Origin of the sequence: Leptolinea tardivitalis (genome assembly GCF_001050275.1) — a bacterium.
Lineage (GTDB): Bacteria > Chloroflexota > Anaerolineae > Anaerolineales > Anaerolineaceae > Leptolinea > Leptolinea tardivitalis.
Genome location: NZ_BBYA01000008.1, coordinates 660,439 through 676,991, shown reverse-complemented (window position 1 = coordinate 676,991; position 16,553 = coordinate 660,439). Strand labels below are relative to the sequence as shown.

Here is a 16,553-nt window from a genome sequence, read left to right as displayed (position 1 = left end):
ATAACAGATGATCGAAGCCAGCTCCATTGAAGAATTAAGCCTTGAGAAGGCTTGCGTTACTATTGGTTCATTTGACGGTGTTCACCGGGGCCATCAAAAACTGATAGAAAATCTCAAAATATCTGCCCAGGAACATAATGCCCTTTCAGCCGTCCTTACTTTTTTCCCTCATCCGGCTGTGGTGTTGAAGGGTGTTGATACTCCTTTTTACCTTTCATCACCTTACGAAAAAAGTAAATTGCTGAAAGAACTCGGTGTAGATGTCCTTATTTCGATACCATTTTCCAGATCACTTGCAAACAAGACACCTGAGGAGTTTATGCAGTCACTGTCAATTCACACGGGTTTGAAGGAACTGGTTGTCGGATGCGGATTTACCCTTGGAAAAAATAGGTCGGGAGATGTTTCAGTTTTATCTTCTATTGGTCGGAAATTGGGATATAAAGTAAATTGTATCTCTACTGAGAAAGTGGGAGATGAGACAATCTCCTCAAGCTCTATTCGTAAAATGCTTGAAATAGGTGATGTTTCATCTGCAGCCCACTCTCTAGGACGGTATTATGAAGTAGAGGGAATCGTCATAAGAGGTGACGGCCGGGGAAGAACAATCGGATTCCCAACGGCTAATTTAGACACTTTTCCGCAGAAAATTCTCCCGGCGATTGGGGTCTATCGTTGTCTGACCAATGTTGATGGACAGGTTTATCTTTCTGTAGGAAATGTGGGGTACCGTCCAACTTTTACGGACAACACGAAACTGGTATTTGTAGAAATCCATTTATTAGATTTCAAAGGTGACTTGTACGGAAAAAATCTTCAAGTACAATTCACCCATAGGCTTCGCGGTGAAGTCAAGTTCCCGTCATTCGAAGGACTTGTATATCAGATACATAGCGATATTAAAGCCGCCAGGGATGTGAAAGATGACCCGTTCTCGAGAAGTATATCTGCTTGATCCACAGGTTTATCCGCAAGAAACCATTGCCGTAGCTTTTGCAAAAACATCCCGTTCGCCTGAATCATTCAAAAAAAATGCAGACGAATTAACAGGTGAATCGAGTGCGGAATTCAATGAAAAATGGGTCGTTGGTTACGGGCATTCGTCGGTTGCCGAGCATGCCGTATTGCATATTGCTGTAGAGAATATTTCACGATTGGCGGTTGAATGCCTGGAATCTAATCGTCTTGCATCTTATACTGAAAAATCCACTCGATACCAAAAATGGAATAGCGATGATTTTCATATTCCTGATGAATTTAATGATGACCAATCTCGAAAGATTTTTCAAGATACATGCAAAGAATTATTTTCTCTATATGATCGTGCTTTACCATTAGTAATAGATTCATTAGATGAAGAGACCCCCATTGTTTCAGGAGAATCCCCTGCCCGCCGGAAAAGGATTTTACTAACAGCTGCTGGAGATGTTTGTCGATTTCTATTACCCGTATCTGCTTTTGCCAATGTGGGTATGACCATTAACGCACGGGCATTGGAACATGCCATAACAAAAATGTTATCGCATCCCTTGCAGGAAGTTCGGGCTCTTGGAAATGAAATTAAAGAAATTTCCCGTGTTTCTTTACCAACCCTTCTCAAATATGCCAACGAGCAGGCATCACTGACTGACACATCGGGATTCTTTGAAAGTTTGCGCATAAATAACCTACATTATGTTGATCCATTAACACCGGGGGCATATCTACGTAGTTATGATCAAGATGCAGAAGAGCTAATTCTTATTGCCGCGATAATGCGCTATCAAAATGTATCCTATGCGCAATCTCGCAATTTCGTTAACAACCTGACAGTTGATCAAAAGAAGGATCTTCTATCACATCTTACTGGTAATTTGAAAGATCATGATATCCCCATCAGAGAACTTGAGTATGGGAATTTTCTCTTCGAAGTAGTTTTGGACGAAGGCGCATATCTGGAATTGAAACGTCATCGTATGATGGCCCAGACCCCTTCGCCGTTTACACCATCCTTTGGATATGCCATTCCTCGTCAATTTCAAAAAGCCGGGCTTTTGGACGAATACATTTCCATCATGCAAATGGTGCAGAAATCATATGAAGAGTTATCTGCATATTCTCAACATGCAGCCGCTTATATTCTTCCAAATGCCTTCAACAGACATGTGCTTTTGCAATCAAATTTCCGCAGTCTTTTTCATTTCTTATCTTTACGAACGGCTCCCAACGCCCATTTCTCAATGCGCCGGATCGCCCATCAGATGGCAGATCAGGTGAAAAATGTTTTCCCCGGCTTGGGAAATTTCTTGCGAATTAATCAGACAGAAAATGCCAATGAAATTGAAGAGAAATTTTTCCAGAAGGTTTGATAGTAAATTTTCATCACCAACTTTAAAAACTCATCTGGCCAGATTATTCATGGCAATAGTCTTATTTTTTAATCTGCAATGTGCATTTCAGTTTATGTTTTTTCCCACAAGTTTTTCCCCAAGTTTTGAGTTGATAGGACTATCTGGCGATTATTCTATTCGAGGAATGGGAATACTTTTTCTCATGTGGAATGTTCCTTACATATTCGCTGCAATACAACCTGTAAAAAATAAAACGTCATATCTTCAGTCTCTCATCATGCAATCAATTGGTCTCGTCGGAGAGACTTGTCTCCTTATTACAATCCCTATAGGTCATGCACCTTTATCATCCAGCATTTCCCGATTCATTCTTTTTGATGGGATCGGTCTTTTATTAATTTCTTTGGGGTATATATTAATTCGTAATTCTTAATTTTCAGGATTTATGCACCGGAAAAAGAAGGATGGCTGTTTTCACAAGTCCCGGTATCCGTGGAGCAGATGAACCTGCCCAGAATGCATTTATTCCACTTTTCCCATGCGTTCCTAAAACGATAAGGTCGCATTCATGATTGTATGAATCCTTAACAATCCATTCAACAGGATCTCCCCTGTGAACATCTAGCGAAACAGAAAAACCTTTAGTTCGCAAGTCAGTTGCCATCATCTCCAGTCGTTCCCGTGCATCTTCCTCTTCCAGGTCTAACATTATGGATGTCGCAGTCGGAAGAAGCATTCCTGTGGCGGCTTCTGATCCACTTAAAGTTGAATATGTTTCTACTACGGTCAACAAGTGCAACCCGGCCTTTAATTCTCTGGCCAGCTCTAAAGATTTCTTGACACCTGCTTCATGGTCTTCATTACCATCTAGAGCGAGAAGGAATTTGCTAAAACTTCGACTATGATTTATTCCAACCTTATCCTCGATGGGATGTAAAAGCAAAACAGGCAAAGCTCCAAGTCCAATCACTTGCTGGGCAATGGAACCAATAAATCGGTCCTTCCACCCACTCTCACCATGTGTACACATTACGATCAAATCATGGTCTATTTCCTTTGCATGGTCAACCAGGCTCTTAGCCAGATCTTCCACACAACTGGTATGCACATGAGTTTCAATCAGTAAACCGTCTTTCCGTAATCCTGAAGCAATTTGCTCTAGATATTGACACGCCTCCATTTCATTCGAGATATGGTGCTGTCCATGAACAGTTTCAGGAGGATTGGCTTCAATAATATGTATTAGGGTTATTTTTGCTTTCAGGCAATTCGCTAGAGCGCCCACGACGGGAATGACACTCTCAGCAAGTGATGATCCATCCAAAGGAACAAGAATGTGTTTAAACATCAGATACCTTTCCCAATTGAATTGACAATAAGGAAGACATTTAGAACAACAATCAGCAATGCAACCAGACTCGCGGCAATCGTTGTCAATTTGTGATTTACCAAGACACCCATGATATCTTTTTTGGCTGTAAAGTAAACCAAAGGAATGATGGCAAATGGTAAACCAAAGCTCAATGCAACCTGACTGATCACCAATGTTCTGGTTGGTTCCAATCCAATAAAAATAACAATCAAAGATGGAATCATTGTGACTAATCGTCTGATCCAAACAGGGATCTCAAAATGCAAAAATCCCTGCATGATGACCTGTCCTGCCATAGTGCCTACTGAAGCAGAAGACAAACCAGATGCCAATAAAGAAAGACCAAATACCCATGATGCAGCCTTCCCTAATAAGGGCTCAAGCGTTATATATGCCTGTTCAATCGTTCCAACTGAAGTCAGACCACTACGGTGGAATGTGGAAGCAGCCATGATTAACATAGCTGCATTGATGAGACTGGCAGCTCCCATAGCAATAAAAACATCAATCTGTTCGTAACGGAATAACTTCTGCATCAATTTAGGCTTACGAACAACAATCCGATTTTGAGTTAATGCTGAATGTAAAAATATGGCATGCGGCATGACGGTGGCGCCAAGAATACCTGTAGCCAGTAAAACACTTTCTGTGCCGGCAAATCTTGGAACCAAAATAGAATTTGCAACCAAACCCCAATCAGGTTTATCCAGGAAGGTTTCAACAACATAGGCAATAGCAATCACACCGACAAAAGCTGTAATGATCGTTTCAAGTGATCGAAATCCTGATTTCTCAAAACCAAGTATTAAGAATGTGGCTATGGCAGTAAGAATCCCTGCCAGATAAAGCGGAACACCAAGCAACAGATTAAAACCAAGAGCAGCCCCCAAAAATTCTGCCAGATCGGTCGCCATGGCCACAATTTCCATAAGCGCCCACATTATCCACACTACAGGTTTCGGGAAACGTTCACGGCAAATCTCAGCGAGGTTTTTGCCGGTGGCAATCCCCAGTTTAGCAGAAAGTGTCTGCACCAGCATGGCCATGATATTTGAACCAATGATTACCCATAAAAGCAGATATCCGAATTGGGCACCACTTTGTATATTGGTGGCAAAATTACCGGGATCAACATAGGCTACACTGGCAATAAAAGCTGGTCCAAGAAAAGGCGCAATTTTCCGAAATCCGGATTTTTTTGCTTTTCCTTGAAGTACCTGCTTTGCCTGTTCAACAGTTTCTTTACTGCTTGATTTTTTCGGAATCTCTTTTTTCATGGTTGATGTCGCCATGATCCTTTTCTGATGTACTTTTATCCTGTTCCTCTATGATACTGAATTTTCGGGTGTAGTTGTAATTGGTTCTACAGTCCCAGTAGGCTGTGGTGGAACTTCAGTATTTGTAGGTGTAAGGGATGGTTCAGGTGTGATGGTTGGTGTTGCCGTCGGCATGGGAGTGGGTGGCGGGACATTCAGAATGAGGTGAATCCTCTTCTCTGCATAATTTTCGTCCTGACCCACCATCACCAGCCTGACAGTAACAATATTTCCGGTTAATTCACTAACATCCCAGGTCACGATTCTATCTGGTGTTGGCCTGGTGGAATCAAATGGTCCGGCTAGTTTTATCCAATCACCCGGATCTTCGCCTATTCCGTATTCGAGGTAAAACTCCTTGAAACCAGATGGTACATCTGCCACAGCATAAATATCAAACGGGCTTTCTGTTATCGTCTGACCATCTTCGAGGCCGGGGAAGAATATGGTTGGTTTTGGATCAGATGCTTTACATTGCCTCTCGGGGGCAAACCGTACATTCTTGCTTAGGCCGGCTTTTTTTAACCACTCCCGACCTTCATCTGTATTCGAAAGCCAATCTTTTCCCCATTTATCATCAATGGATAATGCCCGTACTGCCTTCTGAAATTCCTGACATTCTCCTGAAGCCAGGTATCCAGTCCATGTGTCGATAGTCACTTTTGAATAAAAATCTTTATTTTTCGGTAAAGGTAATTGATCGGATGCAAAAATTTCTGATCGTGTCTCAGGGCAGTCTTCAGACGGTTCTGTTCCTGAAATTGTACATATTACCTTATCGATAATACCACCTGGACGCTTGAACGGAGTTGGATTATCGTGGGAAATATAAGGGGCTGCTTCTTTCATAAAAGCTGACCAAATGGGAGCAGCTCCCGTAACGCCTGTTGTATTTTGCATTGGTGAGTAATCGGCATTACCTACCCAAACTCCAACAGCCAGATCCGGCGTATAACCCATCGTCCAGTTATCTCGATAATTGTTGGTTGTTCCTGTTTTTGCAGCAGCATCGAAAGGCATTCGTAAAACGCTGTTCTCCCCAAACATAGGAGCCCTTGCTTTATTATCAGAAAGTATCGAGGTGATCAGGTAGGCATGTTCAGGCCGAATTACCTGTTCCGGTTCTTCTGGTTTGTATTGGTAGATAAGATTCCCTGAGTAATCCTCGATTTTTAAGATCGAAACAGGTTTTACCCGCATACCCTGATTGGCATAAATGGCAAATGCAGATGTCATATCTAATAAAGTAACTTCCCCTCCTCCGAGGGTTAGTGACAATCCATAATCATCGCGTGTCAGGGTGTTTATTCCCATCCGTTTGGCAAAATTGATGAAACCATCTGGTTCTGGAGTATCTTTGTTATCATAAATTCCAATATATTGAAGTGTTTTTACAGCCGGAATATTGTATGAGTTAGCCAGAGCTGTGCGAACCGTCACCGGTCCATGGAATTTTTCATCATAATTGATGGGTTTGTAAGGTTCTCTGGGGTCATTGGGATCTCCGCTGGGGGGAAATTCACTGGGGACATCCCAAATTATCGTTGCCGGTGTCCATCCTTTTTCAAATGCAGCCGTATAGGTTAATGGTTTTATGGAAGAACCGGGTTGTCGTGGACTGACCGCCATATTCACCTGCCCGCTTATCTCCACATTATTAAAATCTGCCGATCCAACCATGCTGAGTATTTGACCTGTGGATGGTTGAATTGCCACGAGCGCTCCATCTGAAACATTGTAATCAGCCAGTGTGTCAACCTGTTCTTTTACAATTCTTTCAGCCATTTCCTGCATGGTGGGGTCAATAGTTGTGTAAACAGTAAATCCAGATCGGTAGATCGTTTGTGGATCATACTGCTGTTCCAACTGTGATCGAATGTAATTGACCCAATGTGGAAATCGCATGTTGTTTTGACGTATTTCAAATGGGTAATCAGAAGTTTCAACGGCAGCTGTAGCGGCGCTGTTGGCATCGATGCAAACAGGTTGCACATTTGTACTTACATAAATGCAATTTCTTTCATTCGAGAGTTGAACCATTAAGTCAAGAACTTGCACCTGGCGGCGCAAAGTATCTTCTCGATTTGTGAAGATATCATATACCCCCGGCGACTGAGGCAAACCGGCTAGAAATGACGCCTGACTTAATGTCAATTTATCGGCTGTTGTATTGAAATATGTCTCTGCAGCGGCTTCAATACCATAAGCCATATTACTGTAATATGCTTCATTTAAATACATTTCCAGTATTTGTTCTTTCGAATATTTACGGGTAATTTCTGCAGCCAGAACAATTTCGCGAGCCTTACGTCGAAGTGAGACTTCTACACGTTCTTCCTGTGAAAAGAGAAGCATACGTGCCAGTTGTTGTGTAATTGTCGAAGCACCCGAAACAGTTTCTCCAGATGTATAGTTTTGCACCAATGCTCGAAAAATCGCATAGGGGTCAAAACCCGGATGATTATAGTAATCCTTGTCTTCTGTTGCGATTGTGGCAGCAATCAGGTATGGTGAGATCTTTTCCAACGGAACGTAGGTCCTTCGTCCGGCTGTTGGACTCAATAATTCATAGAGTAAATCGCCGTTCCTGTCCATTATGCGGGTGGTTTCGAACTGCGACGTTTTTTCAGATAGATTTTCGATTCCTGGTAATGAAGAAGCCAAGGAGAAGTATTGATAGATGGCCGCAGCACCCATGATGAAAACTGCAGCCAGGCCAACAATCAATATGATGATAAGTGCCTTTACAAAACAACCAGTATCTTTACCCGGGGTTTTGTTTTTATACTTTGCAGGTGGTTTGCTACCACCAGCTGGAGTTGAAATGACTTGTGTGCGATTTTTACCAGCATTGGTGTTGGTCTGAACAGTACCAGTTGTGGTTACACCGTCTGATCTCGTTTTACCTTCTGTTGGCAACGGTTGTGAAGCCACCTTGGTTGCACCAGTTATTTGTGGTTGAAAGAAAGGTTGTGTTGCATACGGTGGGGCATGCCGTTTGGGTACAACAGTCCCCCCAGTAGTTGTAAATCTATTTTCGCTGAAAGCTCTTTGTTCGCCTGTATCATTCAATAAGAAATCATCGTGGTTATTTAAAGGATACGGCGGTTTTTTATGACCTTGTTTATTCTTCTCTGAATCCTCATCTCTATCTTCTAATGGGAAATCAGGTTTTATTTCCTGTGGTTGTGATTGAGGTGATTCATTTTCAGGCTCTTCACCACCATCCGGTAATGATGGATTCTCCGAATCTGATGTATCCTCTGAACTGTTATAGAATGAATCAAAGTAAGCCATGGTAAATTCCGTATCTATTCTTAATTTTCCTTAATCAATTATAAATTACGATTTGACCTTTCACCCGCCTGTATGTACAATACGAATGGAATTTAATATCAGATTAATCTTTGAGAGATTATGGACGCCATCAAATCTACCGATAACGAAATTTCAAAAATGTTCATCGCCGTAATTCAGGCACAAGACATAGATGCGGCCTATTCCGCTTTAAAAGCGGTGAATATTATGCCTACCCGGCTTCCCAGTGTAGGTGGCTTTTTGGGCCGCCGCAATGCCACTCTTCTTTTGGGCCTTAAACCTGATGAAATTGAAAAAGCACAAAGTGCATTAAAAGAAAGCTGCCGGCAGAGGATTGAATATCTGGCAGTTCCATTGGAAAGTGCCCCGTTGCCGCTTCCAACGCCTACCCCAATCAATGTTGGTGGTGCTACGATTTTTAATATCGATATCGAACATTTTGAGGAGTTTTAGACCATGAAATTGATCATTACTATCATCAGGGATGTAGATAACGATCAGGTATCTCATGCACTTACTGAATCTGGATTTTCTGTTACGATGATTGCTTCTACCGGAGGCTTTTTTCATCGCGGCTCAACTACTCTTCTGATTGGGGTTGAAGATGATCAAGTAGAAAAAGCCATTGCTACCATCAAAGAAAATTGCCTGCAACCACAGGAGCAAGGGACGAAAAAAGCCACTGTATTTGTAATAAAAGTGGATCAATTTATTCATTTCTAACATAATGAGGAGAAATTAAATGGATTTCGGATCACCTTTTAGTTTTGCTTTTAAAGATCAAAATTGGTTCAAAAAGTTAATCATACCTGGTCTGATTTTTCTTATTCCAATTGTTGGTTGGTTTTATCTTCTGGGTTGGGGATTAGAAATTACACTTCAAATCATTCGTAAAGAACCCGTTGTCATTCCGGAAACTGATTTCGGGAAATTCTTATCTCGTGGCTTGAAAGCGTTTGTGATCTCCTTTGTTTATTCCATTCCAACAATGATTTTCCAGATACCCAGCACTTTATCAAATGCCATGGCACAATCAGCTTCTTCTGATAATGGCACCGGTGCGATACTGGGCGGTTTGGCTATAATCACGATCTGCACCAGTATACTCAATCTGATCTATAGTCTTGTAATGGTATTTATTCTGCCAGCTGCCTACGCCCTCTTTCTTAATAACAATGAAGAGATCGGTGCCGGTTTTCGCCTTGGTGAAATCTTTGCCCTGATTAAGAAAGCCCCCGTGGCTTACCTTTTGACCTGGCTTGGTTCATTAATTGCCGGCATGATCGGCGGGGCTGGAGTCATTGCCTGCGTGGTTGGACTCTTAATCACTATTCCATTTTCAACTCTTATCATAGCGCACTTCTACGGGCAGGCATATAACGAAGCAACAAAGTTTTAGAAATCAGTCATGAAATTCTTCAACCTGGTAGGTGAAAACCTCCAGGTTTTTTATTTTCCACAGGTTTGATGGTGAGCCCATTTTGTTGCATAGATGGGAAAGAAATTCATTTTTATCAGGTAATTGCTCCCAAACCTGCGGTAAAAATGTTGCTCTTGCCCGCCCGTCTTTCAAGATCACACCATCAATTTTAGGATTAAGCTTTTCCAATAATTCTTCAGTAGTCGAATATATCAATCTTTCAGGTTTTGAAAGAACAGAAATCTCGATGGCGATCGTTTGAATTTCAGAAGGCGATACCGGATTGAATCTGAAATCCTCCACTGCAGCCGCTGCAGCATGTTCCACAACATCTTTTACCAGTGGTTGATACGCCTCCAGAGTTCCAATACAACCACGTAATGACCCTTGTATTGTTAACGTGACAAAACTGGCTCCATCTTCCTGTAGTCTTTCTGAATAATCACCTGTATGCACTACCGGAAGAGATCTTTTGCGGGCAGCTGCTTCAATTGAACGTCGTGCTAATTCCAATAAGATTTGTCGGTCTTCATTACTGATGGTTTGCTTTTTCATAATGTTTTATATTCCCTATTTTGATAAACCAAAGGTTCCAGGGATTGATGAATTACTTCAGAATACAGTACTTTCCCCAGATAAATAGAGGAGTTTTTCAAAGGGATAACCTGGATTACCTCACATGCCAGTAAAGATAAAGATTCTGCAATTCCCGGAATTTCGTTGGGTAACAGTACCGTCGAAACATTATCAAATCGTCCAGGACCTTCAATAACTTTTCCGGAAAATTTTTCCGCTAATGATTTCTGATTTTTGGCCAGAATTGACACCGAGAATCGGCCGGATTTTTGCACCAGATTGGCAGTCCGCGTTTGGTTGGCCAAAGTTATGGCGACAATTGGAGGATCGAGAGAAACTGACGTAAAAGAATTTACTGTCATCCCATGAACCATATTTCCAAATCTACTGCAAACGATGCAAACCCCCGTTGTCCATTGCCGCATTGCTTCCCTGAGTTGTTCAGATATCGCTTTCACAATTTCACCTTTATTATATATCCTTCGTTATACGAAGATAATTTTGGTTCGTCAATGAGAAATATAACTTGTTATAGATTAATAAATTTTGGTATGATGGGACATTATGACAAATATAGACCACCAACCTGCTAAACCACCACAAAATTCCAATAATACTTCTTCTCAGGCAAGGCAGGAATCCTCGATTATGGATGACGAGTTCCAGGAGCAAATAACCTCTTATGGTTTTAATATGTGGTCTGCATTACAAACGGTATTTTCTGTCGCCATTGTGATAGCCACAGTGTTCACCATGTGGAATCCCTCGAATATCTTTTCAAACCAGATGTTGGACCGGATGTTTAAATCATCCACGTTTAGTTCCATCAAACCGACTACCATTCCACTAACTCCCACCGCTTCGCCAAAACCTCGAATCGGGATCGTAGCAGGTCACTGGGGAAATGATTCCGGAGCTGTCTGCCAGGACGGATTTACAGAGGTTGAATTAAACCAGAAAATTGCCACTTTAGTGCGAGAAGACCTTGTCAGTGAAGGTTATGATGTCGATTTGCTTCAAGAAAAAGACGAGAAGCTTTTTGAATATAACGCTCTTGCTCTGGTATCCATTCATAATGATTCCTGCGATTACATCAATAATGAAGCCACTGGTTTCAAAGTAGCAGCAGCCATGTCGTCTGCTTTTCCTGAGAAAGCATCCCGGCTGACAGCCTGTCTGGTTGATCGATATGGTTCTGTGACAAATATGAAATACCATGCCAATACAATTACCAAAGATATGACAAATTACCACACTTTCAACGAGATCAATGCCAATACCACGGCAGCAATCATAGAGACTGGGTTTATGAATCTGGATCGCCAAATTCTGACGGAGAGAACAGATCTTGTAGCCCGTGGTATTTCTCAGGGTATCCTTTGCTTTATTCGTAATGAAGATTTGAATAACTTGCCGACGCAGGAACCCACTCCGTAATGACCTTTTCGGCTGCCCAATCAGCACTTGACCATGCCTGGCACCTGGTTCGTAGAGGTGAAGTGTCTGATGCGCATTTCTGGGCATCCGAAGCATCAACTCTAGACCCCGGGCTGGAAGAAGCCTGGCTGATTCTCGCGGCTACATCTGACCCGAATAATAGCTTTGAGTATTTGAAAAAAGCCCTGGATATTAATCCTCTCAGCCGCAGGGGAAATAAAGGTGTAGTGTGGGCTGAAACAAAAACCGGCCGATCCTTTGAAGAATACCTAGCAACATTACATGACTTTGTTCCCAATCTCGAAAAGTCGAATGAAACTTCGGTGTATAAACCCTTTGAACCATCATCGACCTTTCCACCAGCAGATGTTTTGCCTCCGAAAGTTGACTCATTTTCTGATTTTCGGCAAAACATGGATTCCTCTCGAATAGCTGATACTTCTACTCCGCCTAAGGTAGAACCTCAGATAAATAGCCTTCAACCAACAATAATCCGGAGACGACGACCCCGGCCTCGTCCCCCAGAACCAGTCAATCCCTGGTCGGTGTTACTGCCATACACTGTGTCGTTTGTGATTTTTCTCTTTCTACTTACAATTTGGCTCCTTTCAGGACTTCCCAGTGTTCGAGCACAATCTGTTGCCTCTGAAAGTAACACTGATGAGCTTGTAAGTAAGATCCTCACTGCCAATCCCCGTCCAACAGAGACAAAAGCACCCACTATTACACCATCACCAACCCGAACCCCGACAAAGATACCAACCATCACATTGACCTCAACTCCTGTGCCATCACAAACAGTCATTTCTCCAACAGAAGAAGAATTGGATGACGGTGAATCAGAAAGTATGCCTATTCTTATCGGCGATCAGATTGCAGAAACGCTTGAAGATGGCCGGTGGATTGAAGTGGATCTGGCAAAACAAAAAGTCCGTGCGTACGCCAGAGATTCTTTATTACGGGAATTCCTGGTTTCCACTGGAACAGCAGCTCACCCAACTGTAAAAGGAACCTATCACATATATATTAAGAAACGATATGCAGATATGCGCGGTCCTGGCTATTACTTACCTAATGTTCCTTACACAATGTATTTTTATCAAAGTTATGGATTGCATGGTACCTACTGGCATCATAATTTTGGAACACCCATGAGTCATGGATGTGTCAATCTAAAAACCGATGATGCAGCCTGGCTTTTTCAATGGGCCAGTATTGGAACGCTTGTCTATATCCATTAATCTCTAACAACTTTTTTATGTTTATAACGTATTTTGATATAGTATATTTGGAGTAGGAAAACAAAATTATGTACAGTCATCCTTTATTTTCAGGTTTAATTTCTGATGAATACGGTCAGCCCGTCAATACTGTTTCTATTAATGGGGAACCATTTTATATAGTCAACGATGCCGGATTTCTTCGTCATATTCCGGCAGCTGATGTAGACCGGCAAGTTTTCGACACTTTAATGGAACAGATTCGGGGACATGAGGATATTATTATTGAACAAGCCCAAAAAATGTTAAATCAAGAAGACAATCTATTCTCCAGAGCTGTTCTTTTAAACCAATTAAAGAATATGGATAAACAATTTGAAGCATTAAAAGAAACAGGAATACCTGATGCGAGTCGGGAATATCTTGGTTTGATGGGATTCAAAGTTAAAATAAACATTCATGGAGAAGTACTCAGCGTGGATCAACCGGGTCAGATACCTCCACCAGAGGATGAATGACTTTTCCATTATGGGTTAGATATGCATTTTACATAGCGGCAGGAAAAAATGGTGCCATCCGAATTTATTCTTGATGTAAATGAAAAAAGTTTTGAATTTGAGGTCTTATATTACTCCCGGAATATCCCTGTATTAGTGGATTTCTGGGCTTCCTGGTGCCAACCCTGCAAGCAATTGAGCCCAATGTTAGAGAATGTTGTAACAGAAGCAGATGGTTCACTTCGTCTTGCCCGTGTGGATGCAGATGCCAACCAAAAACTGGCTATGCAATATCAGGTTAGATCCTTGCCCACTGTCATTGCATTCCAGGATGGAAAAGTTGTGGCAGAGTTTTCAGGATTAATTTCTCAGGACCAATTGGATGAATTTGTGGAGCTTTTGCTTCCACCCAGTCAAATTGACCTTGATCTTGAAAAAGGAAATTCTCTTTTGTCCTTACATCAATGGAAAAAAGCGGAAGATGTCTTTCGTTCTCTATCACAATCTGAAGACTGTCCTCCTGCCGCCATCTTGGGTCTGGCGAAATCACTTATTCCACAGGGTAAATCCTCAGATGCTCTAGTTCTTTTAAAAAGGTTTCCTGCCAGCAAAGAATATCGTCAGGCCGAAGCTTTGTTACCACTTGCTGCTGATTTAACCAGTGGCATTGAACCTGAAACTGATCTTGATGCCATGTATGCCAACAGCCTTCGTCTCGTCAACCGTGGTAATCTCCTCTCCGCACTGGATGGATTATTAGAAGTCTTGAATAATGACAAGAACTATCGCAAGGGGAAAGCCAAGTTCGCCTTTCTGGCTATTCTTGAATTACTTGGAGATCAGGATCCGAGTGCACGGGATTATCGTGACGAATTGTCCTTGATCCTCTTTAAATAGAAAAGGAGCCGATATCTAAAAATATCAGCTCTTTCACATAAGTACACTTTGCTTAATTCAAATTACTGAACCAGAGTAAGGTCACCCCATGTTGTTGGATTGGCCAAAACCCGTTTCTTGATATTTGACAGGAATGTTTGTTGTTGATCCCGGGTAGGATCATCATTATCTGAAGCTCCGATGGCAAAACCATAATGTGCACCAGTTTCCGGGGTAACATTGAATGTTGTCCATGGAATGGAAACTTCAACTCTTGTATAACCGTTTGTACGTTTTGTGCCTATCGAAATATCATCTCGTGGACCCTTTTGGTTTAATGGGTAGAAAATATAGGATTCTTTTGGTCCGTTAGGGCTTCCATGTCCGGGGTTTATTCCCAGCTGATAGTCATCATTATTCAAAACAGTACTATCAAAATCGCTAAAGAATTCCGAATCAAATAATATCTCTAATGAATCACCTTTATAAAGTTGGTCAATACGGGCATTTTGAACATACTTGTCATCTCGGATTTTTGCTGCCATATAAAGGCAATTCTCATCCCAGGCCAATTTAAAAGAAGCATCAAAATCTTGTACACCGCTGCGATTTTGACCACCTACAACCACAAATCTCATAGGATTTTCCGGACTTGACCAGTCGCTCCAGTCACCATCAATTGATGGTGCTGTAGCTGTATAGTAGGCCTTTACTGTGCCATTCATTCTTACCCTGATTGGAGTGGGTGTAGCCGCACCTCCTACCCCATCAGGCGCAGGTTCTTCAGGAGTCTCGTCATCAGCCACCAGTTGATCCACTCCGTTGGAAGCCTGTACTATATTGGCACACGGAAAAGCAATACCAACCATGACAATTAATACAAGGATTATTTTAGACAAATGCTTCATGCCTCACCTCCAGGAATTTCGGTTTTGCCTCCGTATGTGCGGGATTCCAAATCAGAAAGATTGGCGTTTTCCCTTTTCCAGGCAGAATACTGTCTGATCCAGTGGTAAAACAATCCCTACCGGCGAACCGGAAAGCCATATTTCACCGTCAATGCCTAAGTAGCAAGAACTGTACCACACCATTATAAAAAAAGAACCGGAGAGATTATCCCCGGTTCTTTGTATGAGATTTATTGAAGTGTCAGGTCTCCCCAGGTTGTCGGATTAAGGAATTTTCGAGTCGATACATTTGAAACCATAGATTCCTGAACATTCTTATTTAGATTGTCATTATCAGATACCGAAAATGCAAAACCAAAATGTTGCCCGGCAGTAGGAGAAATTCCAAAAATGGACCAGGGAATTGCCACTTCTACCTCATAGCCACCTGAAATTGCCCGAGAGGCAATTGAAACCTGCTGTACTGTTCCTTTTTTCTCTTTTGGATACCAAAGATAGGCTTCTTTCGGACCATCAATGCTACCTTTACCAGCTGAAATCCCGAGTTGATAGTCGTCAGTATTTATCCCCTTGGTATAGTAGTCGCCCGCCAGGTTTGTATCCATCAATATTTCAAGACTATCGCCAAGATAAAGGTTATTTCCTGTATTATTTTGAGAATAGACATCATCAATTACTTTGGCAGCTATATATAGATAATTTCCATCATAGGCCGCTTTAAATGAAGAATTAAGGTCATTGCCATTGCCCCAATTGGCGCTGCCAAAAACCACATAACTCGCAGGTGTTTCAGCATTTGGCCAATCGCTCCAATCACCATCCATTGAAGGAGTAAATTGAATGGCGGTTACACTACCGGAAGATCTTGCCGTGGGAGCCGGTTCTGTTGGTGTTTTGGAATAAAAAGGTTTCGGTGTGGCAGAATGATAGCCAGATGGAATGGTCGGTGGCGGAGTTGGAGTCGCATTTGGATCATATGGAATCAATGTATTTGTGCTGGTTTCAGTTGGAACCACCTGTGTACTTGTAGCAGATGGAACCGACGTATTCGTGGGAGGTACACTTGTATCTGTGTATACAATCGGTGGTGCCACAAATGTTGGAGGTAAGGCTTTGGTCGCTGTATTTTCAGGTGTTGAGGTAAAAGATAATGTAGCTGTCGGTGCAGGGACTAGTGTTGATGTAAGGTTGCAGCTCAATATCATTAAAGCCAGGGAGATTATCCCCGTTATCTGGCCGATACTTCTTTTCATTCTTCCCTCCGCTTTGATTCTGTCTAGTAA

General features: G+C 42.0%; 16 protein-coding genes. 9 read left to right on the top strand and 7 right to left on the bottom strand.

Features of this window, described 5'->3' with window-relative positions:
* Nucleotides 1–7 precede the first annotated feature (7 nt).
* Both LTAR_RS07055 and LTAR_RS07050 read left to right on the top strand, forming a co-directional pair.
* A complete protein-coding gene (locus LTAR_RS07055; RefSeq protein ID WP_062421460.1) occupies nt 8–955 on the top strand; it encodes a bifunctional riboflavin kinase/FAD synthetase in 948 nt (315 codons plus the stop codon).
* On the top strand, nt 924–2,348 hold the full coding sequence (locus LTAR_RS07050; protein ID WP_062421459.1) for an FAD-dependent thymidylate synthase: 1,425 nt from the start codon (nt 924–926) through the stop codon (nt 2,346–2,348). Before LTAR_RS07055 ends, LTAR_RS07050 begins: the two co-directional genes overlap by 32 nt.
* 418 nt (nt 2,349–2,766) lie before the next feature.
* Here the strand turns inward: LTAR_RS07050 and LTAR_RS07045 are convergent, their stop codons facing one another.
* The 3 genes from LTAR_RS07045 to LTAR_RS07035 are packed head-to-tail and all read right to left on the bottom strand — an operon-like array spanning nt 2,767 to nt 8,315.
* Nucleotides 2,767–3,678, bottom strand: coding sequence for a universal stress protein (locus LTAR_RS07045; protein WP_062421458.1), 912 nt, complete (start codon nt 3,676–3,678; stop codon nt 2,767–2,769).
* Entirely contained in the window at nt 3,678–4,979 is a 1,302-nt protein-coding gene (locus LTAR_RS07040) for an Nramp family divalent metal transporter (RefSeq protein ID WP_062421525.1), read from the bottom strand. The genes LTAR_RS07045 and LTAR_RS07040 overlap by 1 nt, the downstream gene beginning before the upstream one ends.
* A 48-nt stretch (nt 4,980–5,027) precedes the next feature.
* Nucleotides 5,028–8,315 (bottom strand): transglycosylase domain-containing protein, encoded by a 3,288-nt coding sequence (locus tag LTAR_RS07035; protein WP_062421457.1) that lies wholly within the window; start codon nt 8,313–8,315, stop codon nt 5,028–5,030.
* Nucleotides 8,316–8,435: 120 nt separating this feature from the next.
* On the opposite strand from LTAR_RS07035, the gene LTAR_RS07030 reads away from it, so the two are divergent.
* The 3 genes from LTAR_RS07030 to LTAR_RS07020 are packed head-to-tail and all read left to right on the top strand — an operon-like array spanning nt 8,436 to nt 9,735.
* A complete protein-coding gene (locus LTAR_RS07030) occupies nt 8,436–8,789 on the top strand; it encodes a cyclic-di-AMP receptor (protein ID WP_062421456.1) in 354 nt (117 codons plus the stop codon).
* A gap of 3 nt (nt 8,790–8,792) precedes the next feature.
* Entirely contained in the window at nt 8,793–9,059 is a 267-nt protein-coding gene (locus tag LTAR_RS07025) for a cyclic-di-AMP receptor (RefSeq protein ID WP_062421455.1), read from the top strand.
* 19 nt (nt 9,060–9,078) lie between these two features.
* The gene (locus LTAR_RS07020) at nt 9,079–9,735 is read left to right on the top strand and encodes a DUF4013 domain-containing protein (protein ID WP_062421454.1); all 657 of its coding nucleotides are present in this window, start codon (nt 9,079–9,081) and stop codon (nt 9,733–9,735) included.
* 3 nt (nt 9,736–9,738) lie between these two features.
* Here LTAR_RS07020 and amrA read toward each other — a convergent pair whose 3' ends face one another.
* A complete protein-coding gene (gene amrA, locus LTAR_RS07015; protein WP_062421453.1) occupies nt 9,739–10,311 on the bottom strand; it encodes an AmmeMemoRadiSam system protein A in 573 nt (190 codons plus the stop codon).
* Nucleotides 10,308–10,706 (bottom strand): flavin reductase family protein, encoded by a 399-nt coding sequence (locus LTAR_RS07010; RefSeq protein WP_236686590.1) that lies wholly within the window; start codon nt 10,704–10,706, stop codon nt 10,308–10,310. Before LTAR_RS07010 ends, amrA begins: the two co-directional genes overlap by 4 nt.
* 274 nt (nt 10,707–10,980) lie before the next feature.
* On the opposite strand from LTAR_RS07010, the gene LTAR_RS07005 reads away from it, so the two are divergent.
* From LTAR_RS07005 to trxA, 4 genes are all read left to right on the top strand, one after another.
* Nucleotides 10,981–11,769 carry an N-acetylmuramoyl-L-alanine amidase gene (locus tag LTAR_RS07005; protein ID WP_062531894.1) on the top strand — a complete coding sequence of 263 codons (789 nt, stop codon included), beginning with the start codon at nt 10,981–10,983 and terminating at the stop codon, nt 11,767–11,769.
* A complete protein-coding gene (locus tag LTAR_RS07000) occupies nt 11,769–13,010 on the top strand; it encodes a L,D-transpeptidase (protein WP_062421450.1) in 1,242 nt (413 codons plus the stop codon). Before LTAR_RS07005 ends, LTAR_RS07000 begins: the two co-directional genes overlap by 1 nt.
* Before the next feature lie 68 nt (nt 13,011–13,078).
* Nucleotides 13,079–13,507: a hypothetical protein gene (locus tag LTAR_RS06995; RefSeq protein ID WP_062421449.1), complete on the top strand. Its 429-nt coding sequence runs from the start codon at nt 13,079–13,081 to the stop codon at nt 13,505–13,507.
* 48 nt (nt 13,508–13,555) lie between these two features.
* The gene (gene trxA, locus LTAR_RS06990; protein ID WP_062421448.1) at nt 13,556–14,383 is read left to right on the top strand and encodes a thioredoxin; all 828 of its coding nucleotides are present in this window, start codon (nt 13,556–13,558) and stop codon (nt 14,381–14,383) included.
* Nucleotides 14,384–14,445: 62 nt separating this feature from the next.
* Here trxA and LTAR_RS06985 read toward each other — a convergent pair whose 3' ends face one another.
* Entirely contained in the window at nt 14,446–15,270 is an 825-nt protein-coding gene (locus LTAR_RS06985) for a sugar-binding protein (protein WP_062421447.1), read from the bottom strand.
* A gap of 230 nt (nt 15,271–15,500) precedes the next feature.
* Nucleotides 15,501–16,523, bottom strand: coding sequence for a sugar-binding protein (locus LTAR_RS06980; RefSeq protein ID WP_062421446.1), 1,023 nt, complete (start codon nt 16,521–16,523; stop codon nt 15,501–15,503).
* Nucleotides 16,524–16,553 lie beyond the last annotated feature (30 nt).

What these genes read in the sequence shown, in the direction of transcription:
- LTAR_RS07020 (WP_062421454.1), top strand. Translation starts at nt 9,079, where the DNA reads ATGGATTTCGGATCACCTTTTAGTTTTGCTTTTAAAGATCAAAATTGG.
- LTAR_RS07030 (WP_062421456.1), top strand. Translation starts at nt 8,436, where the DNA reads ATGGACGCCATCAAATCTACCGATAACGAAATTTCAAAAATGTTCATC.
- LTAR_RS07005 (WP_062531894.1), top strand. Translation starts at nt 10,981, where the DNA reads ATGGATGACGAGTTCCAGGAGCAAATAACCTCTTATGGTTTTAATATG.
- LTAR_RS07045 (WP_062421458.1), bottom strand. Translation starts at nt 3,678, where the DNA reads ATGTTTAAACACATTCTTGTTCCTTTGGATGGATCATCACTTGCTGAG.
- LTAR_RS06980 (WP_062421446.1), bottom strand. Translation starts at nt 16,523, where the DNA reads ATGAAAAGAAGTATCGGCCAGATAACGGGGATAATCTCCCTGGCTTTA.
- LTAR_RS06995 (WP_062421449.1), top strand. Translation starts at nt 13,079, where the DNA reads ATGTACAGTCATCCTTTATTTTCAGGTTTAATTTCTGATGAATACGGT.
- LTAR_RS07025 (WP_062421455.1), top strand. Translation starts at nt 8,793, where the DNA reads ATGAAATTGATCATTACTATCATCAGGGATGTAGATAACGATCAGGTA.
- amrA (WP_062421453.1), bottom strand. Translation starts at nt 10,311, where the DNA reads ATGAAAAAGCAAACCATCAGTAATGAAGACCGACAAATCTTATTGGAA.
- LTAR_RS07035 (WP_062421457.1), bottom strand. Translation starts at nt 8,315, where the DNA reads ATGGCTTACTTTGATTCATTCTATAACAGTTCAGAGGATACATCAGAT.
- LTAR_RS07050 (WP_062421459.1), top strand. Translation starts at nt 924, where the DNA reads ATGACCCGTTCTCGAGAAGTATATCTGCTTGATCCACAGGTTTATCCG.
- LTAR_RS07010 (WP_236686590.1), bottom strand. Translation starts at nt 10,706, where the DNA reads ATGGTTCATGGGATGACAGTAAATTCTTTTACGTCAGTTTCTCTCGAT.
- LTAR_RS07000 (WP_062421450.1), top strand. Translation starts at nt 11,769, where the DNA reads ATGACCTTTTCGGCTGCCCAATCAGCACTTGACCATGCCTGGCACCTG.
- LTAR_RS07040 (WP_062421525.1), bottom strand. Translation starts at nt 4,979, where the DNA reads ATGAAAAAAGAGATTCCGAAAAAATCAAGCAGTAAAGAAACTGTTGAA.
- LTAR_RS07055 (WP_062421460.1), top strand. Translation starts at nt 8, where the DNA reads ATGATCGAAGCCAGCTCCATTGAAGAATTAAGCCTTGAGAAGGCTTGC.
- LTAR_RS06985 (WP_062421447.1), bottom strand. Translation starts at nt 15,270, where the DNA reads ATGAAGCATTTGTCTAAAATAATCCTTGTATTAATTGTCATGGTTGGT.
- trxA (WP_062421448.1), top strand. Translation starts at nt 13,556, where the DNA reads ATGGTGCCATCCGAATTTATTCTTGATGTAAATGAAAAAAGTTTTGAA.